Source organism: Kitasatospora sp. NPDC056184 (assembly GCF_042268405.1).
Classification (GTDB): domain Bacteria; phylum Actinomycetota; class Actinomycetes; order Streptomycetales; family Streptomycetaceae; genus Kitasatospora.
This window is the reverse complement of record NZ_JBHJUI010000019.1, coordinates 135743-159291: the sequence shown is the minus strand read 5'-3', so window position 1 is coordinate 159291 and position 23549 is coordinate 135743. Positions and strand designations below refer to the sequence as shown.

Here is a 23549-nt window from a genome sequence, read left to right as displayed (position 1 = left end):
GGGAAGTACGCCCCACCGGGTGGCGAATCCCGAGGGGCCGGGGCGGGAGCGAGAGGGCCGGTTCACCGGTGGTTCATGAGGCCGCCCTCGTAGGCGGCGATGACGAGCTGGGCTCGGTCCCGGGCGCCGAGCTTGGCGAGGAGTCTGCCGACGTGGAACTTGACGGTGGAGTGCGACAGGTGCAGTTCGTCGGCGATCTCCGTGTTGGACATGCCGTGCGCGATCAGGACGAGAACCTCGCGCTCCCGGTCGGTGGTCTCGTCGAGACGGCGGTTCGCTCCGACCGCCACCTGGGGGCGTCTGGTGAACTCGGCCACCAGTTTCCGGGTCACGCGGGGGGAGAGCAGTGCCTCGCCGTCGGCGATGACGCCGATGGCCGAGAGGAGGTCTTCCGGTGGGGTGTCCTTCAGCAGGAAGCCGCTGGCGCCCGCGTGGAGCGCGGTGAACACATAACGGTCGAGGTCGAAGGTGGTGAGGATCAGTATCCGCACCGGTGGTGGGTCTTCGCCGCCGAGCAGTCGCCGGGTGGCCTCGATCCCGTCCATCCCGGGCATCTGGATGTCCATCAGGGCAACGTCGGGCCGTTCCCGTCGGATGACCTCGACGGCCTCGGCTCCGTCACCGGCCTCGCCGACCACCGTGAGGCCCGGCGTGGTGTCGACGAGCACGCGGAAGCCGGCGCGGACGAGGGCCTGGTCGTCGCAGATCACCACCCGCACGTCCCCGCTCACGCCGATTCCCCGGTGGGGAACCGGGCCCAGACGCGGAAGCCGCCGAGCGGGAGGTGGCCGGCGGCGAAGTCGCCGCCGGAGAGCGCGACCCGCTCTCGCATGCCGATCAGGCCGTGACCGACACGGCCGCCAGGGCTGTCGGGCGCGACGGCGGGGCCGGGGCGGCCGGGCGGACCGGTGCGGTCGCGGCCCTCGTCGGTCACCTCGATCTCGATGCCGTCCGGGTGGTAGCTGACCTGGGCCCGGGCGCGGGCGGTCGCAGCGTGCTTGACGGAGTTGGTCAGCGCCTCCTGGACGATCCGGTAGCCGGCCAGGTCGATCGACGGCGGGAGCTGCCGGGCGGCGCCCCTGATCCGCAGCTCGACCTGGAGCCCGGCGCGGCCGGTCTGCTCGATCAGGAAGGGCAGGTCGCTCAGGCCGGGCCTCGCCAGGTCCGAGGCGGCCGCCGCGTCGGCGGCGGGTGGCTCCTCCCGCAGCACATCGAGCAGGGCCCGCATCTCGCGCAGAGCCGTCCGACTGACCGTCTCGATCGCGGTCAGCGCCTTGGCGGCCTCGTCGGGGTGTCCGGTGATGACGTGGCGGCCAACGCCGGCCTGCACCGCTATCACGCTCATGCTGTGGGCCATCACGTCGTGCAACTCGCGGGCGATGCGCAGACGTTCCTCGATGACCGTCCGCTGCGCCTCCTCGATGCGGGCCTGCGCCTGGCGTTCCTCCTGGGCCCGCAGCCCGGCCTCGTAGGCGCGCTGGGACCTGATCATCATGCCGGCCGCCCAGAAGGCCACGATCGGTGCGCTCTGTCCCGACCACATCGCGGCCCACTCGTCGTCGAAGCGCGCCGGGCTGCTGCCCATCGCGATGCCGACGCCGAGGACCGCCTCGGTGAGCACCAGGCCGGCCACCGCCCGCAACCGCGGCTGCGAGAGCGCGAACTGGTAGAGGCACAACGCGGCCGCCAACGACGGGAACTTGACGAACCCGTAGGCCGCCATCGTCGCGTACGCCGCCAGCGACACCCCGAGGGCCGGCCGGGGCCACAGCCGTCTGACCGCCACCGCGCAGGCCGGTGGGATCAACAGCGCGTACCAGCCCGGGAGCGGGATTCCGGCGCCGGCGAGCTGGGCGTCGGTGGGACGCCCCCACAGCAGGAACGCGATGCCGACCGCGACGTCCAGCCCGACGAGTTGGACGCGGGTCAGCCGTTTGGTGAGCGGCGGCCGAAGATGCACGTCCGGACAGTAGTCGCGGGCGCGTGAGCGGGTCATCCGTCTGCGGTCCCATCTTCGGACCTGTACCTGCGGCCAGGTGCGCAGACGGTGTCCGGGCCCCGGGCCCGGACACCGACTCCGTGCCGCAGCCTGATCCGGCGGACCGGCCGCGACCGCCATCGTGGAAAGCCATCCGATACCTGACGATCTTCGAAGGATGGAGCATCCGCATGACTCTCGACCGAGCACCCGCTCCGGATCAGGCACCGGGTTCCGGGCGGGCACCGGCTCCCGTGTCCGAGCCCGCCGCCCGCGGCGAGAGGATCACCAAGATCCACGGCACGGGCGACGCGAAGGTCACAGCGCTGGACGCCGTCGACGTCGAGATCGAGGGCGGCGCGTTCACCGCGATCATGGGCCCGTCCGGCTCGGGCAAGTCGACCCTGATGCACTGTTTGGCGGGCCTGGACTCCGTGGACGGCGGCCGGATCTGGATCGACGACATCGAGCTCACCGCGCTGCGCGAGCGCGAGCTCACCGCGCTGCGCCGCGACCGGATCGGCTTCGTCTTCCAGTCGTTCAACCTCATCCCGGCCTTGACCGCCCTGGAGAACATCACCCTGCCCATGGCGATCGCGGGCCGCACGCCCGACCGGGCCTGGCTCAACGAGATCGTGGTGGCCTTCGGCCTGACGGACCGGCTGCGCCACCGGCCCTCGGAACTGTCCGGCGGGCAGCAGCAGCGGGTCGCCTGTGCTCGTGCCCTCGCGGGCCGGCCGCAGATCGTGTTCGCCGACGAGCCCACGGGGAACCTGGACTCGCAGGCCGGGACCGAGGTGCTGCGGCTGCTGCGCCGAAGCGTGGAGGAGCTCGAACAGACCGTCGTGATGGTGACCCACGACCCGACCGCCGCGTCCTTCGCCGACCGCGTGGTCTTCCTCGCCGACGGCCGGATGGCCGGCGAGCTGCGGTCCCCGACCGCTGAGGCCGTCCTACAGCGGATGCGCCGAGGCGGGGGGCACCGCTGATGCTGAAGGTGGCGCTGCGCGGAATCTTCGCGCACAAGGGACGACTCGCGATGTCCTGCCTTGCCGTGGTGCTCTCGGTGGCCTTCGCCACCGGCACGCTGATCTTCACCGGCACGATCAACGGGGCCTTGGACGACGCCGCGGCGGCGAGCGCCCCGGACGTCACCGTCACTGCCCCGCTGCCGGCGGGCACGGGGCCGGCCGAGGTCGGCGACGCGGTGCAGCGGGCCGTGGTCGGCGAGGGCGGCACGCTGCCGGACGCCGACGCCCTGGTCGGGAAGGTGCGCGCCGTGCCGGGCGTGGCGGCGGCGTACCCCGACGTGACGGTCGACACCGCGACGCTGACCGACTCGCAGGGCAAGGCGATCGACGCGGCCGGCGGGATGTCCGGCTTCGGCGCCAAGAGCAGCATCCCCGTACTGGCGGGCAACTGGGTCGACTCCGACCGGTCGCCGGTGCGGCTCGCCGGTGGCCGGGCCCCGCAGGGCCCTGACGAGGCCGTGCTCGACCGCATCTCGGCCGACCGCGCCCACGTGCGGATCGGGGACACGATCCGGGTGGTCGCCGTCCCCGGCACGTTCGAGGCCAGGGTCACCGGCATCGCCGACTTCAAGGCCGCCAGCCAGGGCAACACCCGCATCTACGTCGACACCGCCACTGCCCAGCAGCGGCTGCTCGGCAAGCCCGGCGCGGCCACCTCGATCCGGGTGGACGCCGCCGCCGGTGTGACGCCCGCCGATCTCCGTCGCAGCCTGGCGGCCGCCCTGGGCGGCGCGGTCCAGGTCCAGGCCAAGGATCCGACCGCCGTGAGCCCGAACAACGGGGCCGGTCAGGCCACTGACTTCCTCGGCACGGTGATGATGGGCTTCGCGGTGGTGGCCGTCCTGGTCGGCGTGCTCCTCATCTTCAACACGTTCTCGATGCTGGTCGGGGCCCGGACCCGCGAGCTCGGCCTGCTGCGTGCGATCGGCGCGAGCCGCCGGCAGGTGAACCGGTCCGTCCTGCTCGAAGCCCTGGTCCTCGGCCTCGTGGGCTCCACCCTCGGCATCGGCACCGGGATCGGGCTGGCCGTCGGGCTGCACGCGGCGATGGCCTCCTTCGGCCCCGACCTGGGCTCGACCTCGCTGGTCGTCGGGCCCGTTGCTGTGCTGGTCGGCTACGCCGTCGGCACCGTGGCCACGCTGGTCGCCGGGGTGATCCCGGCGCGGCGTGCGGGACGCATCCCGCCGATGGCCGCTCTCCGCGCGGCGGCCGCGCCAAGCACCCGGCCCGGTCGGGGCCGCACGCTGACCGGCGCGGCGCTGCTGCTGACCGGGGCCGGTCTGCTGATCGCGGGCCACGCCGCGACGGTGCCGGGCATGTTCCTGACCCTGATCGCCTTCTTCCCGCTCGGGCCCGCTCTTGTCCGCGGCGTCGTCCCGGTCCTGACGGCCGCCTTCCCGCGGCTGATCGGGCCGATCGGCGCGATTGCCGCCGGGAACGCGCTGCGCAACCCGCGCCGCACGGCCGCCACCTCTGCCGCGCTGATGATCGGTATCTGCGTGGCAACGGCGATGGCCGTCTCGGCGGCCTCCGCCTCGGACTCCATGGCGGCGCGCACCGACCGGATGCTCGGCGCGGACTTCATCATCGGCGGACAGCACTCGCAGGCGCAGTTCGGACCCGAGGCCGCCGCGGCGGCGCGGCGCGTACCGGGAATCGGCGAGGTCGTCAGGGAACGGATCACCAGGGCCACGCTCACCGCGGGAGCGACCACGCTGTCCACCACCGTCTACGGCGACGAGCCCGGCTTCCCCACCGCGATGCACGAGACCTACACAGCGGGCGATCCGCAAGCCGCGCTCGCCCACGGCCAGATCGTCCTCGTCGATGCCATGGCCGAGCGGCTCGGCGTCGGCATCGGCGGCCAGGTCACCCTCGCCGGACCGGGCAGCCCCCCGGTGACCCTGACGATCGGCGCCGTTCAACGCCAGGAACCGGCCGGCATGTCGATGGGCCGGGTACGACTCGCGCCCAGCGTCGGATTCGACGTCCTGTCCGCCCTGGCACCCACCGCCTCCGACACCACCCTGTTCGCCTTCGCGGCCCGCGGCGCGGACCCGACAGCGGTAGGGAAGGCGCTCACCACGGCGCTGGCCGGGTATCCACAGCTGGCCGTGCAGGACCGGGCAGCCTACAAGGCATCCGTCCGAAGCAGCTTCGACCAGATGCTCTCGATGGCGTACGGGCTCCTGGCCCTCACGGTCATCATCGCGGTGCTGGGCGTGGCCAACACGATGGCCATGTCGGTCGGGGAACGGACGCGCGAGATCGGCATGCTGCGTGCGGTCGGCGTCTCACGCCGCGACGTCCGCCGTATGGTCCGCTTGGAGTCGGTCGTGATCACTGCTCTGGGGACGCTGTCAGGCGTGTCGCTCGGCATCGCCTGGGGGATCGCCCTCCATCGCATGGCGGGTGAAGGTCAAACCATCCTGTCGGTGCCCTGGATCACCCTTGCGGAACTGGCGGCGGCTGCTGTGATCGCCGGCGTCCTCGCGGCGCTGACCCCGGCTGTGCGGGCGACCCGCCTCGACATCCTGTCCGCGCTGGCCACGGACTAGCAGCAGCCGGCCGGTCCACCCGCGTGCGCAGGTGGACCGGCCGGTAGCAGGGGTGTCGCGGGCGGGCCCCAGAGCGGAGGAGGACCGCCGTGCCACGGGCCGGCGATCGCAGCCTCGGATGTCGGCGCCATGACGTGCCGGAGGACGGCCACGGCTTCCTGCACGCGGCAGCGGTCGATGAGGCAGTCGGCCAGGGCGTGCCGGTTGGCCGACGTGTGCTGCTGGAGAAGGGCGACGGCTCACCGGTGCGGCCTGCCGAAGCGAGGAGTGCGGCGATGTCCCCCGCGGCGTAGGAGGTGCCGCCTTCGGGGTGGGCGCGGGCCTGGTCGAACGCCTCGTCGACACCCGTGCCGGCGGCGATCAGCGGCAGGCGCAGCCGGAACAGGTCCCACTCCTCCTCACCTGCGCGCCGGGCCCCAACGCGGCGTTCGAACGTGCCCGGCCCCTGGCCCGGGACGGCCGGGGCAGCGAGGCGATCGAGGTGTTGCACGCAGCGGTGGGTGGGCGGAAGGCGGAAGGCGGCAGCCGGGAGCGGGGGTGGTGCGGCGCGAGGAACGCGGGTGCTGCGCCGGGGCGCAGGCCCAGGGTGCGGCCCGTCGGCAGTGGGGCTGCGGCGAGCCGGGCCGGCAGGGCCGGGTGAGCCCTGGCGTGATGCCCGTCGCCTGCGAGGGCATCACGCCAGGGGTGTGCGTGGTAGCGGGCCCCGTGGTCGGCCATGGCCTGTTGGGCGGTGGTTCCAGCCCGGGTGAAGAACGCGTTCGCCCGGGCCCGGCGCGCGGCGGCGGTCTCCTTGCGTTCGTCGGCGAGGACTTCGCGGTCGGCTGGGCGGGAGCGGTCGTCGACGACGGTGTGCGGGTAGCTGTGGGGCCGCGCGTCCGCGGCGGGCCCGCGCCGGCATCGACGCGGGCCCGGCTCCCGTTCGGCGGGGGCCCTCAGCAGAGCGAGTCGACCGAGCTCATCTTGTTGTTGTGGCCGATGTACAAGTTGCCCTTGAACCAGCCGGGCATGGGGCCCAGGTAGCCGCGCTGGTTGGAGTCCTGGAAGATGTTGACGGTGACCGAGGTGCGGTTCCAGGCCGAGGTGGCGAGGTCGTTGAACCAGGTCGGCACGTTGTGCCGGCCGCAGCTGGGTACGATCCAGAGGTAGCCGCCGCCGTCGAACTCGCTGAAGAAGCAGGTGCCGCCGCCGCAGTCGTTGTACGCCTGGGCGCCGAAGTCGCCTCCCTCGTACTTGTACACGCTGTCGGTGCCCGGCACGGGGGTGACCGTGGTCTGCGTGGTGGTCGCGGCTTCGGCGGCTCCTCCGATGCCGAGGACCAGGGCGGTCATGAGGGCGGTGGCGGTGGCGATGCCACGAAGGTTCGGTTTCAACGGACTTCCTCTCCGCAAGGTGGGTGCCAGGGTGCCGATGCCGGTCACCGGCCGGGAGTGAGCGAACTCGCCCCCCGGGCCTGGTGGCCCGGCCGCGGCCCTGGACGGGGAGGTTCCATCGTGCGGCCGGTCGGGTCAGTCGGATTGTGCGCGCGTGCGTGACGCCTTGTGATTCCGTGCGGGCCGGTGGAGACGGGCCGTTGGAGACGGGCCGGTGAAGACGGGCCGCCTCCGCGCGGAACTCGCCCGGGCTCATCCCGTACGCGGCCCTGAAGGCCCGGCTGGACTCGGCCGGCAGGAGAAGCCCCCGGCGGGCGGCAAGGGCGGCGATCGGCAGGCCGTGCAGCCGTGGGTCGGCGAGGTCGGCACGGCACCCTTTCCAGCCGCAGGCGCCGGATGGTTGCCGAGACCGTCGCGGGCTCCTGCCGGAACAACGTGTGGAGGGCCCGGAGCGAGATGGGGTGGTGGTCGGCGATGGAAGCCGGCCGCAGATCGGGGTCCGCGAGGTGGAGGCCGATGAAGGCGACGATCCGGGCGCGCAGCTCCGCCGTGCGGGACTGCGGTGGTGCGGGGTCCAGTCGGTCGAGCGCGTCGGCGGCGAAGCAGGTGACGAGGTCGGCGGTGAGGGCGGCGGTGAGGGCGCCCAGCCGGTGGGCTTCCGCAGGCCCGGGCCGGGACGCCTGTGCGATCAGGGTGGCGAGGTGCTGGCGCAGCAGGACGCTGCTCACCCCGTCGTGGGGCAGCCTCGCGAGAGGAGCCGGTCGGTCCGCGCGGTGGGCAAGGAGAGGGCGTTCCTCGGGACGCGGAGTACGGTCGCCTCGACCGCGGTTGCTCCGCCGCCTCGTCTGTCGGCGTCCAAGGGGGTGGGAGGTGTCGATGAGGACCATGCCGCCCGCGGTGATGAACTCGTTGTTGCGGAGCTGAGCGGAGCCCATGGTCCAGGAGGGGTCTCCGCCAGACGCTGGGCATGAGGAGCAGGGTCACGGGCGTGCCGTCGGCGCTCCGGCTCACCACGGCGCCGATCGCGCGGACGGCGCTCCCGTGGGCGGTGAACAGCCCCTGGACGGCGGACGCCGGCAGGCCGGCCAGGTCGAGGTAGGCCTGGTGGCCGGTGGGGCCCGGCGCCCGTTCACGGCGGTCGCCTTCCCGGCGGCCGGCAGCGCCGGCGCCTCGCCGCCGAACCGCTCGTGGACCACCAGCAGCGCGGGGGCGGCATCGGTGAGAAGGCGGCTCCCGCGAGCGGCCTGCCGGCCGGACACCGGTGTCCCCTGACAGGTGATCCTGACCGCTTGTCGGATGATCTTGACGGGTGGGCCCGCTCCGGGGCGGGTCGCTACCGGGGGAAGTAGGTTCGGTGCTCGCCCTGCAGGGACGCGGTGGCCGCGTCGGCCACGTCGGCGCGGGGGCCGACTGCGCACTCCTGGAGGAATCCGCGGACGCGGGGGCCCGTCCAGTCTGCTGCGGCCGCCGCGGCCCAGAACCGGAGGCCGTCCTGCGGGTCCAGGGGGCCGAGGAGGTCGAGGACGTGGTCGATCGTGGCCGCGTCCAGGGGCAGTCGCCGCATGGCGACGGCGCGCAGGGCGCCGTCGGCGAGCATCGGGGTGCCGGAGCCCAGGCACCAGCGCAGTGCATCGGATGTGTCCTCAGGGGGCTCAGTCGGACGATGGCGTCGCCGAGCGCGACGTACACCATGGTGGCCTCGAAGGGGCGCCGGGCGAGGTCCCGGAGCAGGCCGAGGGCGGGCCGGTGGCCGCACGTTCCGAGGGCCATGACGATCTGGTACCGGGTCTCCCAGGTGCGGGCGTCGCGAACCTCCCGCCGGAGGGCCTCCAGCGGCCGCCGTCCCGGAGCCGTCGCCTGTCCAGCCCGTGCCCCGGCCGCGCTGCCGGCTGTCCGGGCGGTGGCCTGTCGGTGAACAACTCCCGCCCCTACAATGCGAATCCGGCCGAATGCCGACCACGGCGGCGGACCCGTGAAGACGATCGAGGGGCGGGCGGAATGAGCGGCGATCGACTGAGAGTTCCCCACGAGTACCGGGTGGCGACGACGCGGGTCACAGGGCTCGCGCTCACCATCCTGCTGCTGTCCTTCGGGGCACTGCTGCCGATCTGGAGCGACAAGGAGTTCGCGCCGTCCAGCAAGGCGATCGGCTCGCTGCTGGTGATCGGCTTCTGCCTGCTGGTGATCGCCGGCGCCGCCCGGGCCGGCACACTGGTCACCGCCGAGGGGATCACCGTCCGCGGGATGGTGCGCCGCCGCCGGCTGCCCTGGGCCGAGATCACACGGTTCGGCAAGGAACCCAACCCGAACGCGCACACGGGCCGCGGCGCGCCGGCGTTCCTCACCTACGCGTTCCGTGCCGACGGCCGCAAGGTCCACCTCCCCTATGTCGACGACAAGCACGTCCTGGTGGACCGCGAGGTGGAACGGCTGAACACCCTGCTGGCCGAACGCCGCGGCGACGCCGGCTGAGTACAGGGACGGGCCCGGCGCCCGCCCGTTCGCCACCCCGGAGCGCGAACCGGGCCACGGGCGGCCCGTCCGGACGGCGGGCCGCCGCCGGCGGGGCCCCTCGGCAGCCGGCGTCATTGCCGCCGAAACACGGCGGTCGTAGTGATGCTGTCAGAGCCGCTGATGCCGTCGCGCGCGTTGAAGGCGTGCACGCGGGCGGTCACCGGGCGGAATCCGAAGTGTTCCGTCGGCGCCGTTGAGCCGGGGGGCGCGGGCCTTCTGCGCCTGCTTGACCAGTGCCGGGACCTTGGCGTTCTCCTCGACTGTCAGGCCCCGCTCCAGCAGGACGGCTCTGGCGGTCGCCCCGATGGGCTGTTCGGCGCTGCCGACGGCGACCGGGTCACTACCCACATCCCGAAGGACGCGCTGGAGTTCGGCGAGAATTCCGGAGGGCCGCGGGCCGGTGACGTCCTGGGTCCGCGAGCGCAGCGGCGGGCCCGCCCAGGTGATGCGGCCGCGTTCGCTCCGACGCCGGGCCCTCCCGCCCCAAAGCCTCGCCAGGCAACCGAAAGCCCGCCCGCCGAGCAGGCCGGACCCGGCACGCGGCACCCGAAAACCCACCCACCAAGCGGGCCGCCCCGACGCGGAGGTCCGCCGCCACGGCACACGGCCACCCAGTGGGGCGGGCCCGCCCCGGGGCACGGCGGCAAGCGGCCCGCCCTGTCCGGCATCACGCAGAAGCGGCCGGCGAGCCCGGGAAGTCCGCGGGCCGCCCGGAGCACCCGGGAACCGGCACTGCCGCGCGGGGCCGGCCCTCCTGGCGCCGGGTTCCATCGGCGGGCGGCACGGGAGCGCAGCCTTCTGCGGGAGTTCCGGCGCATTCGCCCCTCACGGGCACCTGTTGTGGCCGATGATGGTGATCCGCCCGGCCGCACGACGGCCGGCACGGGCGTGGGGGAAAGGATGTCGCGCGTGGAGTTGACCCGCACCGGCCTGCACGGTGTGCCCTGGCCGGAACTGCTGCCCGACCTGCGCCCCGCCCTCGTCGTCCCCGCCGCACCCGGCCGCCTCCCCCACCCCGGCGACGGCTGGACCCGCCACCTGCCCGACGAGCCCGACCCCGCCTGGACCGCCCACCTGGACAGCCACCCGGACGGCCACCGGCTCACCGTGCAGCGGCCCGGCGGACACCCCTGGTACGACGGCCACCTCACCGCCGGCCGGGAATGGCACCGCGCCACCCGCACCCACCGCGCACTACTGCTGATCACCGGGCCGTTCAGCGGCCCCCACGACTTCCGTACCGCCGCCGCCGCCGGCCACCTCCTCCTCCTCACCACTCCCGTCCGCCACACGTAGCACCCCCGACCCCGCACCCGGTCCGTCGAGACCGCCGGCCGCCCGAAACAGCAACAGACGCGCGACGACGGCCGGGAGCAGCACGGCGGCCAGGGCGAGAAGGGTCTCGCCGACGACGGCCTCCGCAGGCAGCACGGCCGGCCCGATACGACGACCCGCTTCGCAGCGTGGCGGACGCACGGGCGCCGGGAGCAGCGCGGCGCTTTTCGGAGGGGAGGGATCAGCTGTTGCGGCGCATGTGGTGGGCGCCGGCCTGCCAGTCGCTCGGCGTCATGCCGTAGGCCGCGCGGAAGGCGCGGCTGAAGTGGCTGGAGTTGGCGAAGCCCCAGCGGCGGGCGATCCCCGCCACCCCGAGCTGCGCCGCCATCGGCCGCAGGAGGTCCCGGTGGCAGCGCTCCAGACGCTGGGTCCGGATCCACCCGCCGACCGTGGTGCCCTCCTGCTGGAACAGTTTGTGGAGGAAGCGGACGGACATGAAGTTCGCCGCCGCGATCGTGGACGGTGACAGGTCCGGGTCGCGGAGGTTGCGCAGGATGTACGCCTTGACCCGTTCGTAGGAGGCCGCTGTCCGTGGACCCTGCGGCCGGGCGCGGCCGGCCCGGTCGTCGACGAACAGTGCCAGCAGGTCGAGTGCCGTGGCCGCGGCCCGGCGTCCGACGGCCTCGTCCAGCTCCGCCGCCTGGTGCGCCATCCTCGACAGGTAGTCCGTCAGCAGCGCGGCGCTGCCCGCGGCTCCGCTGAACGCCGTGGCGGTGAGTGTCCGCAGGTCCTTCTCGGGCACGTCCAGGTCGGCGCGGGCGAAGTGGAAGGAGGTGAAGGCGAAGTCCTCCTCCATCCTGGTCCGGAAGACCCGGGAGGTGTCGGTGACGGAGAATCCGCCGGGCCGGATGAGTGTCTGCCTGCCGTCCTGTTCCTTGAGGGCGGTGCCCCGTTCCTGGAGGCTGAGGACGAGCGTCGGCGAGTCGCCGTCGGCCAGGTGCCTGTGGCGGGTCGCCGCCTGGGGCCCGGCCTGGACCCTGGAGATCTGCAGGCAGCCCAGCCGGTCGCCGACGATCTCGCCGGGTGAGGGCACCTCCTCCAGGAAGTCCACGGTCATCGGCACGAAGGTGTGGGACACGGCGTCCTGCCACCTCTGCGCCCGGTCGGCGGCGGACAGCGACGCGGTGGACAGCGACACGGCGGAAGAAGATGCGGCGGAGGAAGATGCGGTGGAAAGAGATGCGGGCACCGGGTTCCCCTCGGGTCGATCGGTCATCGGGACACCCGCTCCCGGGTGTCGCGCGGCTCGGACGGCTCGGTGCCGCCGCGGGTGTCGCGCCACCGGCTCGGTGAGATGCCGTACGAGGCGCGGAAGAGCCGGCTGAAGTGGGCCGGATCGGTGAATCCCCACCGCTGGGCCACACCGGAGACCGTGCTGTCGCCGCTGTCCTTGTCGGAGAGGTCCTCGGCGCTCGCCTGGAGCCGGCGGCGCTGGATCAGGCGGCTGACGGTGGTCCCCTCCCCCTCGAAGAGCTTGTGGAGGGAGCGGACGGAGATGCGGTGCGCGGCCGCGATCGTCTGCGGTCCGAGCTCCGGATCCTTGAGGTGCCGGTCCACGTAGGCGTGGATCTCCCAGATACGGGTGTGGCGGGAGTCCTGCGCGGCCGGCGTGTCACGGGCGGGCGACGTGTCACGGGCCGCCTGCTCGGTGACGAGGGTGGCCACCAGGTCGGCGAAGTTGCACGCCAGTCGACCGGCGACGAACGCCGGGCAGTCCCCGGCCGTCTCGGCCAAGGCCAGCAGGGACTGCTTGACCAGGGCGGCCACCGGGCCGCCGGCGTCGGCCACCGTGGCCGTCACCCGTTCCAACTGCTCGTCGCGCACGCCGAAGGCCCGGCGGGGAAGCAGGCACACCCGGACGTCCACTCCGTCCGGGTAGTCGACCACATGGGGGGTCTCCGTGTACCAGAAGGAAACCGCTCCCGCGGGGACCTCGGCCGTCCGGCCGTCCTGCTGCACCACGGCACCGGTGGCCCCCATGACGGCGACCACGACGAACCCCTCGGCCTGCCTGGTGCCCCGGGCGATCTCCCGCAGGCCTCGGGTGAAGCGGCGAGGGCCGGCGCAGGTCGTCAGGAACAGCAGGTGCCCCAACTGCCGGGTCGTCATCCGGCCCGGGTCCGCCCCAGGCTCGTACGAGGCGACCGTCACCGGCAGGGCGGCGATGGAGAGCGCCCGGCTCCAGCGGTGACCGGTGCTCCCGTCCCTCGGGAACCCGGCCGGGTCGGTCACGGATGTCATGGGCCCTCTCCTCGGTCGGCACGGCATCCAGCATGGAACACGCGATGACTTACGTCGGCGGCCGAATGACTGTGAAGCGACTGCGGGCGGTGTGCCGCCGGACACATGACTCTCCGCGCATTCCAACCGTGCAATGCGCGCACCTACACTGCAACAGTCCAGGTCAGAGCACTGGCGTAGGCGGCAGAGGAAGATCGGATGTCAAGCACCACACTGTTCGGCCGGGACGAGGAGCTGGCGGCCGTCGACGCACTGGTCGACGCCCTGCCCGAGCATGGCGACGCACTACTGATCCACGGGGCCCCCGGAATCGGCAGGTCCGCCGTCCTGGACCACGCCGCCGACCGGGCGCGCGCCCGCGGATTCACCGTCCTCAGGGCCTCGGGGGTCCAGGCCGAGAGCGACCTGCCGTTCGCGGGGCTGCACCAGCTGACCCACACCGTGACGGACCTCCTCGCACACCTGCCCACCCCCCAGGCACAGGCACTGCTGGGGGCCTTCGGCATGGCCGAGCCGTCCCCCGCCGCCTCCGGGCCCCCGCTCTTCCTGCTGTCCCTGGCCACCCTCGGCCTGCTCGGCGCCGCGGCCGCCGAAGCCCCCGTGCTGCTGGTCGCGGACGACGCCCAGTGGCTGGACGGGCCGACCCTGGACGTCCTCGCGTTCGTCGCACGCCGCATCGGCGCCCAACCCGTCGGCCTGCTCATCGCCGTCCGCGACGACCGCACGGCCTGGCGGGGCACTCCCGGCATCCGCGAACTGCACCTCACGCCCCTGGCACCGGTGGCGGCCGACGCCCTGCTGGACGCCCGCCACCCCGCCCTCACCCCGGGAACACGCCGCCAGGTCGCGGAGCTGTCGGCCGGCAACCCCCTCGCCCTGACCGAGCTCCCGCTCACCCTGGGGACCGACCCGGCACCCGCCGACTCCACGATGCTGCCGCAGCCGGCGCTCACCACCCGACTGGAACGCGCCTTCTGCGCATCATTGGCCGACCTTCCGCCCGACACCCGGCACGCGCTGCTGGTCGCGGCCACCGCCGACGACGGCGCGCTGACCGAAGTACTCGCCGCGGCTTCGACACTGACCGGCACCACGATCCGCACCGGGTCCCTGGAACCCGCCATGGCCGCAGGCCTGGTACACGCCGACGGGTTCCGGATCAACTTCACCCACCCGCTGGTGCGCTCCGCCGTCCTCGGCTCGGCCCCGCTCGCGGACCGCCTCGCCGCCCACGACGCACTGGCCCGCACCCTCCAAGGACAACCCGACCGGCAGGCATGGCACCGGGCCGCGGCCGGCGGGCGCCCCGACGAAGCAGTGGCGCGACAACTGGACCAGGCCGCGTTCAACGCGAAGGAACGCGGCGCCACCGCGGCCGCCCTGACCGCGCTGGAACGCGCCACCGCCCTGAGCGAGGCGACACCGGGCAGTGTGGCCCGCCTCCTGGGCGCAGCCGAGCTGCACTTCGAACTCGGGCAGGCCGATCGCGTGTCAGAACTGCTCCAGCACGCCGAATCGCTGGGCCCGGACGTACTGCAACGGGCCCGCATCGTCCTGCTGCGCGAATGGCTGGAGTCGGAGTCCGACACCAGCACCTCCCGGATCCACCTGCTGATCGCCACAGCCGAGCAGGCCGCCCAGGCCGGCGACCCCGAACTCGCACTGCGCCTGCTGCGCGTGGCCGCGTGGCGGTGCTGGTGGGCCGACCCGGGACGAGAACTGCGCGAACGCGTCGTGACCGCCGCCGAACGGCTACCGGTCCCGGAACTCCACCCGGACCTGGTGTGCACGCTCGCGGGAGCCGCCCCGCTGGAAGCATCGGCAACCGTGATCGACCGGCTGCGGCGCCTGGAACGCGCGGGCGGGTACGACGTCGTGACCGCCGCCACACTCGCCAACGCGGCCATCATGGTCAACGGGTTCGACCACATCACCGGATTCGCCCGCCACGCAGCGGACGGACTGCGCCGCCAGGGACGCCGGGGCCCGCTGACCAAGACACTGGTCCTCCTCGCCCTCGCCACCGTGCACACCGTCGACTGGGAGACCGGACTCCCCGCAGCCGCCGAAGCCGCCCGACTGGCCGAGGAGACCGCACAACCACGATGGCTGACCGGCGCACGGGTCGCGACAGCACAGTTCGCCGCACTACGCGGAGACCTGGACACCGCACTGGCCGCGATCGGCGAGGCGGAAGGCCAGGGACTGACCGTGGTCGACCCCTCCAAACTCGCCTACATCCAGATCACCCGCGGCCTCATCGCCCTCGCCGCAGGCCACTTCACCGAGGCGTTCTCCTGCGTCTGGCGGGTCTTCGACCCCGCCGACCCCTCCTACCACCCGTTCCTGCAGACCCTCGCCATCACCGAGTTGGCCGAGGCCGCCACCAGCGACGACGAACGCACCACCGCCAAAACCGCCCTCCGACAACTCCTCGCCTCCACCGCAACGAACAACGTCCAACGGATCCGAGTGAACCTGGCATTCGCCCAGGCACTCCTCGCCGACGACGAACACGCCGAAGAACACTTCCGGTCCGCCTTCACCCTCGACATGTCCCGCACCCCCTTCATCCGAGCCCGCCTGATGCTCGCCCACGGCACCTGGCTCCGACGCCACCGCCGCGTGATGGAAGCCCGCACCCCGCTACGGATCGCCCGGGAATCCTTCGCAGCCATGGGCGTGGAACCCTGGCGAGAACGCGCAACCCAGGAACTCCGCTCAGCCGGCGAGGGCAGCAGAAACCAGAGCCGCCCCGACCGGGACCTCCTCACACCCCAGGAGGCCCAGATCGCCCAGCTGGCCGCACAAGGACTCTCCAACAAAGAAATAGGCCGGCAACTCCACCTCTCACCCCGAACGATCGGCACACACCTTTACCGCACCTTCCCCAAACTCGGCATCACCTCTCGCAACCAACTCTGCGACAAACTGCACACAAACTGAACGAAACCCCGGACTCAGCAGGCACACAGCCCCCCGGAGACGGAACCGGGAACACGGACGCCCCCACCCACCAACCCCGAAAGGCGGAGGCGTCGTCGCACCTGACTCACGTCTGGCACTGCCTCGTCCCGGCTCCACTCCAGTTGCTCCACGCCCCGCCCGGCCGGCCCCACATGCACCCGGATGTCGGCGGTGACGTTGACGGGGCCGCAGACGCAGTCGGTGGTGCCGACCTCGAACGGGCCGATCGTGGACCTGCGCTGGACGAGCGTGCGGCCGTTGGCGAGCTTCACCCAGTCACCGCCCTCGCGGACCCGGAACACGACTCGTAGTCGACGTACGTCGCGTGAGCGCGGGAGCTCGAACCGGGCCCGGTGCAGGTGCTGCTGGATGCTGTCCGGGGTCATCCCGGTCACCCGGTGGGGACCGTGCGGCGGATGCTGCCGAGCAGCCCGTGCTCCTGGTCGACATCGTGCTCGTCCTGGGCGTGGCCGGGGCGGTTGTTGGGGTGCCGGGCGAGGGCGGCGCGCAGCAGCGCGCCGGCCTGCCACGCCTCGGTGTGCACGACGGGCTCCGGCACGGCGAAGCCCGGGCGGGCGCCGAGGACGACCCGGCCGTCCACCAGGGCCACCCAGCCGTCCGGGCCGTCGACGTCGCACCCGGTCCAGCGCAGCCCCGTCGAGCCGTGCACCGGCTGGGAGTCGAGGACCATCCAGGTCGTGGGATCGACGCCGATTTCCTCCAGGCACCGGGCGGTGCCCGTGTTCCAGGCGGGTTCGTGGCCGGTCTCGGTGATGCGGGCGAACACGGCGGTGTACAGATGGTCAGGCGTCAGCTGGTGCACGAACCTGACAAGTCGGGGCCAGGGCCTCGCTCCTGGACGCGTCGGAGGGCCGGCGTCCGCGTACTCGTCGAAGTGCTCAGCCCGGTACGGATCAACGTGCACAGCGTCGTGCGGATCGGCGATGAGGCGAGCGGATGCCGAACCGGCGCTTCAACCGACCGCGATCCGGCCACCGGACTCAGCGAGACCCATGAGAACAGTCCGGCGGCCGCCGTGATGTTCCGTTCCCGGCGCCCCGGCATCGAGCGTGTGCCGCATCCGCTTCTGCCGCCTGCATTGGGGACACTGCCGCCTGCCGGAACTGCACCGAGCCGTCCGCAAGGCCGAACATCCGGTGTGTCAGAGCCGTATCGTGGTGAACAGGGTGGTCCCGCGCGCCGCGTCCACTTCCTTCCGCTCGGTCTCGGTGAACCCGACCTTGGCCAGAACGCGGCGAGAAGCGGTGTTCCAGTCCCAGACCGTGGCCCACAGACGTTCGTATCCAGATGATCTCGCCCATTCCAGAACCGCCAACGAGGCCTCGGTCGCGTATCCCTGACACCAAACTCGGCGCAGCAGCTCGAATGCCAGTTCCGGTTCCCCTACCGATCCCCGCCCGCTGTCCACCAGCCCGCAGTAGCCGATGACGTCATGAGAGGCCTTCCGCTCGACCGCCAGCAACCCGGTCGACCACAGCTGGTGGGTGCGGATCGAATCCTCGAGCTCCGCGACCGTGGGATGCCCGTCGGCGTCGATCCGGCGGTGCGGCGGCACTCGTGGATCACGTTCGGTCCACAGCTCACGCTGGACGACAGCCTCGGCTACCCGCCAAGGCCTGAGCAGCAGGCGACTCGTCTCAAGTACAACCTCGCTGCCCGGAGTCACGCCATCTGTCATGACACTAACCATCTCACGGGCGAACGCGCTGTCGTGCCACGGGGTGCGGGGTCGGTCCTGCCGAGCGTGGACGCTCGACATGCGGGACAACCGGGATCAATCCCTGAGCGTCGTCTTGGACTTGTGCACGTTCACCAGCACGTCGCTGAGCACTCGCACATGTCTGACCCGGCACCGGGGCCGTTCCCTGCCCGGCCGGGGCTGGGAAGGGAACGGCCCTGTGGCCGGCCGATCGCCCGTGGACAGGCGGCCCCCACCGGTCGACACGCGCTCCCGACGGCTCAGTCGTCCTGCCCGGGCGCAGGCCGAGCGCCCTGCGCCCGGACAAGCTCCTCAAGCGCCGCGACACGCTCTCGCAACTCCTCCACCTCCTGGTCGAGACGCGGAGAGACCGGGCCGAAACGGGACCTCCTCGGCGCCCCGGGAAGCGGCTCTCCCCCAGGACGGTGGACAAGGCCGATAGCGGCCACCAGCCGTCTGAACGGCGAGATCGGTGCAGGAATCCTGGTCATGTCCGGCAAGGTACCCGGACCCGCCCGACCGGACGGCAGCAGGCGACCGCGCCCACACCCGGCCGTACAACGCCCCCGGCGCAGCAGCACCAGGTGCCGGGGCAGTTCGACCGGTCGGCGCGCAGGCGGGTCAGGCGCTCGGCCGGCCGCGGCCAAGCTCCGCGTCGCGCTCTCGGACGAAGTCCATCGCTTCCCGGAGAGCGCAGCCTGTCGCCTCCCGGTACAGCTTGACCGCTTGGATGATCCGCCCGCTCATGAGCTCCCGGTCCACGCTCTCCCTCAGGTTCTCCATGGGCCGACCGTACCGACAATCGCCCGACCGCGCCGGTCGATTTCACCCGGCAACCGGCCGGGCCCACCTGCCGGAGGTCACCGCGAGCCGCGGGCCCGGCCGCCCGCAAGGTGTCCCCTCCAGGCCGTCCCTGCGCCTGCGGATGGCGGCAACGTCCGCTGCGGGCCCGCCAGGTGCACTGTCACTGGCACTTGGGATGATCGCGTGGTCGGCGTGGCCGCGTCGGCATCACGACTCCGAGGTGGCTCGAATGGAAACGTGGCGGAAGCTGTCGGCGCTGGTGGAGGAGCGGTTGAAGGCGGCGTCGCCCGGTGAGCGCCGTGTCTTCGCCGCCGGTGTCGCGGAACGGCTCATGAGCCGGCACGAGGCATGGCCGGAGGACGAGCAGGCGCCATTCACTCTTGGCCTGCGTCCCCTGCTGAATTCCGTGTGGGAGGGCGTTCTCGGTGATTCCACGGCCTACTCGGCGGTCAACCGCGGTGTCGCCGAGTACATGCTCAGCGAGTACTGCCACAACGACGGCCAGGACGGCCCGGACGACGCGGACGAGTCCGCTGCAGCGGCAACCCTGTTCGCCGCGCACACCTACCTGTTCGGCTGCCACGACTTCGCGATCTGGACCAGCGGCAGGGCGGTGGAAGCCGTCGACGAACACCTTCAGCACCTGGCCGATGCGGAGGAGGACAAACTCGTCATCGACACGGACGAGGCACTGGCCTCCGAACTGCGGCGTCAGCTTCGGGATCTCGACCTCATCGCGGAGTTCTCGGAGGAACTCCGCTACTCCCTCATGGGATTGCCCGTCGACACCTCGGTCCGACTCCGTACGGAGCTGCGGAGTCCCCTCTCCGGCCGGTAGCGGGCGCCCGAGGAGCGGCTGCACGGCCCTCGACGCCGCCACCGGACCGGGCAGCGGTGGCTCGCATCGTGTGCGAGCGAAGCTCATCTACTGGTAGGGAGAAGTGTGCGGTCTCGCCGGGGCCGCCGTGCGCCGTCGGCCGAAGAGCCCCCGTCGGCCGCCCGCGCCGCTGGGCCGCTGGGCTGCGGGCGCGTTCGGCTTCGGCTTCGGCTTCCGGCGGCACGCCGACGGCTGCGGTCAGCCGGTGGCCGTCCCGCGGCGGGACCACACCGACAGTCCGATCGCCAGAGCCGTGCCGAGGAGCAGGACCGTGACCGCGACCCAGGTGGCGTGGCCGACCGCGTAGGTGAAGGCGGCGCGCGGGTCGCGGACCCGGGTGAGGCGTTCCTCGAAGCCTGAGGTGATCAGCGTGCCGAGGATGCTGGTGCCGAGGACGGCACCGATCTGGCGGGCGGCGTTGACCGTGCCGCCCGCCTCGCCCTCGCGGCCGTTCGGGACGTGGCTGACGGCGAGCGCGGTGGACGGGGCGTTGGCGAGACCGCAGCCGAAGCCGAACAGGACGAAGGCGGCCGCGTATCCGGTGAACGCGGTGTCCGGTTCGATCCGGGCGAACAGTGCGGCCCCGGCCGCGGCCAGCAGAAGGCCCGTCGTGATCAGGACCCGCGGGCCCAGTCGGCGCACGGACATCCCGGCCAGGACCGAGGCCGCGATGAACGCCCCGAATTCCGCGAGGAGTTGTACGCCCACCTGCAGGGCTGTCAGCCCCCGTACCCGCTCCAGCCACATCACCTGGAGGAGGGACAGGCCGACGAAGCCGAACAGGACGGTCGCGGCCAGCAGAAGGGAGGCGCTGTAGGAAGGGTCGCGCATCAGCCGCAGGTCGACCATGGGGGCGGTGCGGCGCAGTTCGACGGCGGTGAAGGCGGCCAGCAGGAGGACCGCGGCCACGGCGGCGGCCACGGATCGCGCGGAGCCATAGCCGTGGTGGCCGCCGTCGATCAGCCAGAAGACCAGCAGCGCGAGTCCGGCGATGGCGGTGAACTGTCCTGCCCAGTCCAGGCGCTGGGCCGGGTTGCGGGACTCGGCGACCCGGCCCAGCGCGACCGCCGCGGCGAGGCCGGCCATGACGATGTTGAGCCAGAACGCCGTGTGCCAGGTCGACCAGCGAAGCGCGAGGCCCGCGACGAGGGGGCCGACGGCCAGGCCCAGTCCGGAGGTGGCCGCCCATGCGGCGATCGCCCCGGCGCGGCGGCGCGGATCGCGGACGGCGTGGGTGATCAGCGCGAGCGAGCTGGGGGTGATCAGAGCACCGCCCAGGCCGGCGACCGCCTGGCCGACGAGGACGGTGGTCAGGTCGTCGGCGCGTGTCAGGACCAGGGCGCCGGCGGCCATCATCGCGGTCCCGGCGAGGAAGACGCGCCGGCGTCCCCACCGGTCGGCCAGCGCTCCCGCGCCGAGGACGCAGGAGGCCACGACCAGGGTGTACATGCTCGGCACCCACACCATGTCCGCGGGATTGACACCAAGGTCGGCCTGGACGGAACCGAGCGTGCCGATGGTCTCCGTGGTCTGGAGGAACACCGTGAACAGTCCCAGGCAGGCGGCGACGAGGACCGGCCCCGGGCGGCTGTCGCGGGCGCTGCCACGCTCCTCCGCCGCCACCGCGTCGATGGCGTGCGTACGGGCGGATGGTGAAGCCCTCATTCCGGTCTCCTCATGCGATCAGGCCCGCAGCACACCCGGGCCGGTTGGTTGGAAAGTAGGACTGACTCACTATAGGCGTGTGGGTTTGAAACTCAAACTATCTATCCGCCGGGCCCACGCGGACCACCGGCCGCCCGGAGACGACCGGGCCGCAGGGCCGCCACGGCAGCGCTCCCGCACCTCCGCGGCCGCGGCCGCGGCCCCTGCACCGTGGCGGTCGAACGCGCCCTCGACGGTCCGGCGTTCGCTGCAGTTCCGCGCAACGAGCCAGAGCCGTACCGCAGTCGGGGACACCGGGCGGTCGGGAAGGCATGGGGGAGAGGGCCGGGACACGCCGGTTCGTCACCACCTGGTGATGGTCGTGCCGGGCGTCGGGGGCAGGCTGCTCGCGAGAAAGAGGGCGCCGGACGGGACGACGGCCCGGCGTGGCGGTGGCCCGAGGAACTGCCCGTCCCCGGCCTCGCCGGACCCGCCGCGAGCGCACGCCTCCTCCACCAGGGGCGCCGGAGGGTTCCGGGGGCGAAGGCTCGTCAGGCGGACGACAGACTGCTCACGGCCGTCCACGCGTCCTGTTGACGCGCCGCAGACCTGACCGGCATCGTTCCGATCTGTTCGAACACGTCATCAGTAGAACGGCGCCACCCAGTGATCCCGATCCCCCGCACCAGACGGGCAGCCGTCGCGGCCGGCCTCGCCCTTTCCCTCGTCCTCGCCCTCGCCGCCGCGGGCGCGCGAGCCGGCGACAGCAGGGCGGGGGCGGGCGGCGACACGGCCGCAGCGAGTCCCGGCGAGCGGCTGGAGTCCATGACCGGGCCGATCCTCCTGGAAACCGCGCAGGCCGAGTTCCGCAAGGCCGCCTCGGTCACGATGACGGGCTTCGCCCTGAAGGACGGGCGCCGTGCCGTCTTTACCGTGTCAGCCGATCGCGAGGGCCACTGCACGGTTTCCTCGACCGAGGAGGGCCAGGGCCCCAGCCTGGTCCTGCGCGTCCTGGACGAGACCTTCGTCAGGATGGACCCGCAGGCCTGCGCCCGCGAGTGGGGCGCCGCGACCGCGTCCAAGTTCGACGGCCGCTGGATCCGACTGCCCCCGGACCGGGCACTCGACGACATCGGTGCCTTCTGCGACCTGACGACGGTCCCCGTCGTCGGCGCCCCGGACCCCGCCGGGCAGGCACTCTCCGGCGGGGGCCTGTCGGTGGGCGGGACGCGGACCATGAGCTTCCTCGTCACCAGCCCGGACGACCCGCCGTTCCTCGGCTACGTCGCCACACAGGGCCCGCCGCGCCCCGTCCGCGTGGAGACACAGGCCTACGACTTCCAGGTCGACTTCGGCGACTACGACAAGCCCGTGGCGGTGACCGCCCCGCCCGCCGACCAGGTCGTCGACCTCGCGGCGCTGACGGAGAACACCCCGTAGCCGCACCCCGCACACCAGGGGGACCGCCTCCTCGCGACCCGCGCCCGGCAGGCCGGTGCGGCCTGAGCAGGAACTCGCTCACCTACCGGGACGTCGCCTGGGCCCTCGACCGGACCGACTGCCCCTGGCGGCCCGACGAATCCCTCACCTTCGCAGCCAGTGCGCTCCCACGGCCTTGGCCGGCAGAGCGACCTTCACCTTCGAGATCACCCGAGGAGGGGAGCCGGTCCTGAACGTCGTAGGCCTGCCGGGCGACTCCCGTGACTGCCCGGCCACGCGTCGCCGGACGGCACCCTGACGAGGTCCTGGGGGGCTACTCCCCCACGGTCTGTGCAAGGAGCCGGAGCCCCCCGGTCCGCGGGCAGTCCGCTGTGCGCAGCCAGGTGTCGAACCGGGTCGAGGCCCTTCTGGCCGTTGTGGCAGGCTTCCACCAGCTGAGAGGAGTCATGGTGATGGCGAGCGACGCGGTGTCGGCGGAGGCTGATGCGGATGCGGATGCGGATGCGGAGTGGGACCCGGACGAGCACGTGCGGTTCGCTCGCTACCGGAGGGCGTTCGACGAGGTGGCGCCGGCGGATGCAGCGGCCCTGGTCGCCCGGGTGCTCACCGATCCCGACCGGGGGATGGCGAACAGTGCCGTCTGCGAGTACCTCGGCCGGCGGGCCGCCGAACTGCTCGTGGACCCCGGCTATCCCTCCTGGTGCCGGGAGATGACCGGCGCCGTCGCGGTGGACGACTTCTCCGCACGACGCCTCGGCGAGTGGACCCTGCTGCGGGCGATGACCCTGGACGAGCCGTGGGACACCGAGAGCCTGCTAGCGGCCTCCAACTGGCTCCAGCTCCACACCGCCGAGGAGTCCTCGGCCGCGGCCGTTCTGGACGTCCTGGTCGAGGGTGGCCGCACGCGCCGCATCCGCAACATCGCCAAGTCCCGGCTGTCCGCCCTTCAGCGGTCGACGCGGGCCGGATCGGGACGCTGAGCCGCCGCCGCTTCGGCGCGGGCAGGCGGGCAGCCGGGCAGGCTCAGGGGGCGGCCCGGCACCGGAAGGCGCGTAGGCCCGCAACGGCCG

General features: G+C 72.7%; 20 protein-coding genes. 8 read left to right on the top strand and 12 right to left on the bottom strand.

Annotated elements, in window-relative coordinates; all coding sequences use genetic code 11:
* Positions 1-62: 62 nt before the first annotated feature.
* Together ACFC0B_RS30430 and ACFC0B_RS30425 are read right to left on the bottom strand one after the other, a co-directional pair.
* Positions 63-731 (bottom strand): response regulator, encoded by a 669-nt coding sequence (locus ACFC0B_RS30430; protein WP_376092905.1) that lies wholly within the window; start codon positions 729-731, stop codon positions 63-65.
* Positions 728-1960 carry a sensor histidine kinase gene (locus ACFC0B_RS30425; protein ID WP_376092902.1) on the bottom strand — a complete coding sequence of 411 codons (1233 nt, stop codon included), beginning with the start codon at positions 1958-1960 and terminating at the stop codon, positions 728-730. The genes ACFC0B_RS30430 and ACFC0B_RS30425 overlap by 4 nt, the downstream gene beginning before the upstream one ends.
* Positions 1961-2169: 209 nt before the next feature.
* Here ACFC0B_RS30425 and ACFC0B_RS30420 point away from each other — a divergent pair, with 209 nt between their 5' ends.
* On the top strand, positions 2170-2967 hold the full coding sequence (locus tag ACFC0B_RS30420) for an ABC transporter ATP-binding protein (RefSeq protein ID WP_376092899.1): 798 nt from the start codon (positions 2170-2172) through the stop codon (positions 2965-2967).
* Complete coding sequence (locus ACFC0B_RS30415) at positions 2967-5567, top strand: ABC transporter permease (protein ID WP_376092896.1); 2601 nt, start codon at positions 2967-2969, stop codon at positions 5565-5567. Before ACFC0B_RS30420 ends, ACFC0B_RS30415 begins: the two co-directional genes overlap by 1 nt.
* A 932-nt stretch (positions 5568-6499) precedes the next feature.
* On the opposite strand, the gene ACFC0B_RS30410 is transcribed toward ACFC0B_RS30415, so the two are convergent.
* The gene (locus ACFC0B_RS30410) at positions 6500-6937 is read right to left on the bottom strand and encodes a peptidase inhibitor family I36 protein (RefSeq protein ID WP_376092893.1); all 438 of its coding nucleotides are present in this window, start codon (positions 6935-6937) and stop codon (positions 6500-6502) included.
* A gap of 1333 nt (positions 6938-8270) precedes the next feature.
* Positions 8271-8534 (bottom strand): hypothetical protein, encoded by a 264-nt coding sequence (locus ACFC0B_RS30405; RefSeq protein WP_376092890.1) that lies wholly within the window; start codon positions 8532-8534, stop codon positions 8271-8273.
* A 401-nt stretch (positions 8535-8935) separates the two neighbouring features.
* Between ACFC0B_RS30405 and ACFC0B_RS30400 the strand changes: the two genes are divergently transcribed.
* Entirely contained in the window at positions 8936-9409 is a 474-nt protein-coding gene (locus ACFC0B_RS30400; protein WP_376092887.1) for a PH domain-containing protein, read from the top strand.
* 150 nt (positions 9410-9559) lie between these two features.
* Here ACFC0B_RS30400 and ACFC0B_RS30395 read toward each other — a convergent pair whose 3' ends face one another.
* Positions 9560-9799, bottom strand: a complete 240-nt coding sequence (locus ACFC0B_RS30395; RefSeq protein ID WP_376092884.1) for a hypothetical protein — start codon at positions 9797-9799, stop codon at positions 9560-9562.
* A 552-nt stretch (positions 9800-10351) separates the two neighbouring features.
* Here ACFC0B_RS30395 and ACFC0B_RS30390 point away from each other — a divergent pair.
* Positions 10352-10747 carry a hypothetical protein gene (locus ACFC0B_RS30390; protein ID WP_376092881.1) on the top strand — a complete coding sequence of 132 codons (396 nt, stop codon included), beginning with the start codon at positions 10352-10354 and terminating at the stop codon, positions 10745-10747.
* 220 nt (positions 10748-10967) lie between these two features.
* On the opposite strand, the gene ACFC0B_RS30385 is transcribed toward ACFC0B_RS30390, so the two are convergent.
* Positions 10968-11924: a helix-turn-helix domain-containing protein gene (locus tag ACFC0B_RS30385; RefSeq protein WP_376092878.1), complete on the bottom strand. Its 957-nt coding sequence runs from the start codon at positions 11922-11924 to the stop codon at positions 10968-10970.
* 74 nt (positions 11925-11998) lie between these two features.
* Positions 11999-13027: a helix-turn-helix domain-containing protein gene (locus ACFC0B_RS30380; RefSeq protein ID WP_376092876.1), complete on the bottom strand. Its 1029-nt coding sequence runs from the start codon at positions 13025-13027 to the stop codon at positions 11999-12001.
* A 198-nt stretch (positions 13028-13225) separates the two neighbouring features.
* On the opposite strand from ACFC0B_RS30380, the gene ACFC0B_RS30375 reads away from it, so the two are divergent.
* Entirely contained in the window at positions 13226-15973 is a 2748-nt protein-coding gene (locus ACFC0B_RS30375) for an AAA family ATPase (protein WP_376092873.1), read from the top strand.
* A 14-nt stretch (positions 15974-15987) separates the two neighbouring features.
* On the opposite strand, the gene ACFC0B_RS30370 is transcribed toward ACFC0B_RS30375, so the two are convergent.
* From ACFC0B_RS30370 to ACFC0B_RS30355, 4 genes are all read right to left on the bottom strand, one after another.
* Complete coding sequence (locus ACFC0B_RS30370; RefSeq protein ID WP_376092870.1) at positions 15988-16380, bottom strand: hypothetical protein; 393 nt, start codon at positions 16378-16380, stop codon at positions 15988-15990.
* Between the two features lie 5 nt (positions 16381-16385).
* Entirely contained in the window at positions 16386-16817 is a 432-nt protein-coding gene (locus ACFC0B_RS30365; protein ID WP_376092867.1) for a hypothetical protein, read from the bottom strand.
* 339 nt (positions 16818-17156) lie between these two features.
* Complete coding sequence (locus ACFC0B_RS30360) at positions 17157-17693, bottom strand: GNAT family N-acetyltransferase (RefSeq protein ID WP_376092864.1); 537 nt, start codon at positions 17691-17693, stop codon at positions 17157-17159.
* A 642-nt stretch (positions 17694-18335) separates the two neighbouring features.
* The gene (locus ACFC0B_RS30355) at positions 18336-18497 is read right to left on the bottom strand and encodes a hypothetical protein (protein WP_376092861.1); all 162 of its coding nucleotides are present in this window, start codon (positions 18495-18497) and stop codon (positions 18336-18338) included.
* 250 nt (positions 18498-18747) lie between these two features.
* Here ACFC0B_RS30355 and ACFC0B_RS30350 point away from each other — a divergent pair, with 250 nt between their 5' ends.
* Positions 18748-19356, top strand: coding sequence for a hypothetical protein (locus tag ACFC0B_RS30350; RefSeq protein WP_376092858.1), 609 nt, complete (start codon positions 18748-18750; stop codon positions 19354-19356).
* Positions 19357-19593: 237 nt separating this feature from the next.
* Here ACFC0B_RS30350 and ACFC0B_RS30345 read toward each other — a convergent pair whose 3' ends face one another.
* On the bottom strand, positions 19594-21060 hold the full coding sequence (locus tag ACFC0B_RS30345) for an MFS transporter (protein ID WP_376092855.1): 1467 nt from the start codon (positions 21058-21060) through the stop codon (positions 19594-19596).
* Between the two features lie 645 nt (positions 21061-21705).
* On the opposite strand from ACFC0B_RS30345, the gene ACFC0B_RS30340 reads away from it, so the two are divergent.
* Together ACFC0B_RS30340 and ACFC0B_RS30335 are read left to right on the top strand one after the other, a co-directional pair.
* On the top strand, positions 21706-22479 hold the full coding sequence (locus ACFC0B_RS30340; RefSeq protein WP_376092853.1) for a hypothetical protein: 774 nt from the start codon (positions 21706-21708) through the stop codon (positions 22477-22479).
* A gap of 452 nt (positions 22480-22931) precedes the next feature.
* Positions 22932-23459 carry a hypothetical protein gene (locus ACFC0B_RS30335; protein ID WP_376092850.1) on the top strand — a complete coding sequence of 176 codons (528 nt, stop codon included), beginning with the start codon at positions 22932-22934 and terminating at the stop codon, positions 23457-23459.
* The last annotated feature ends 90 nt before the right edge of the window (positions 23460-23549 follow it).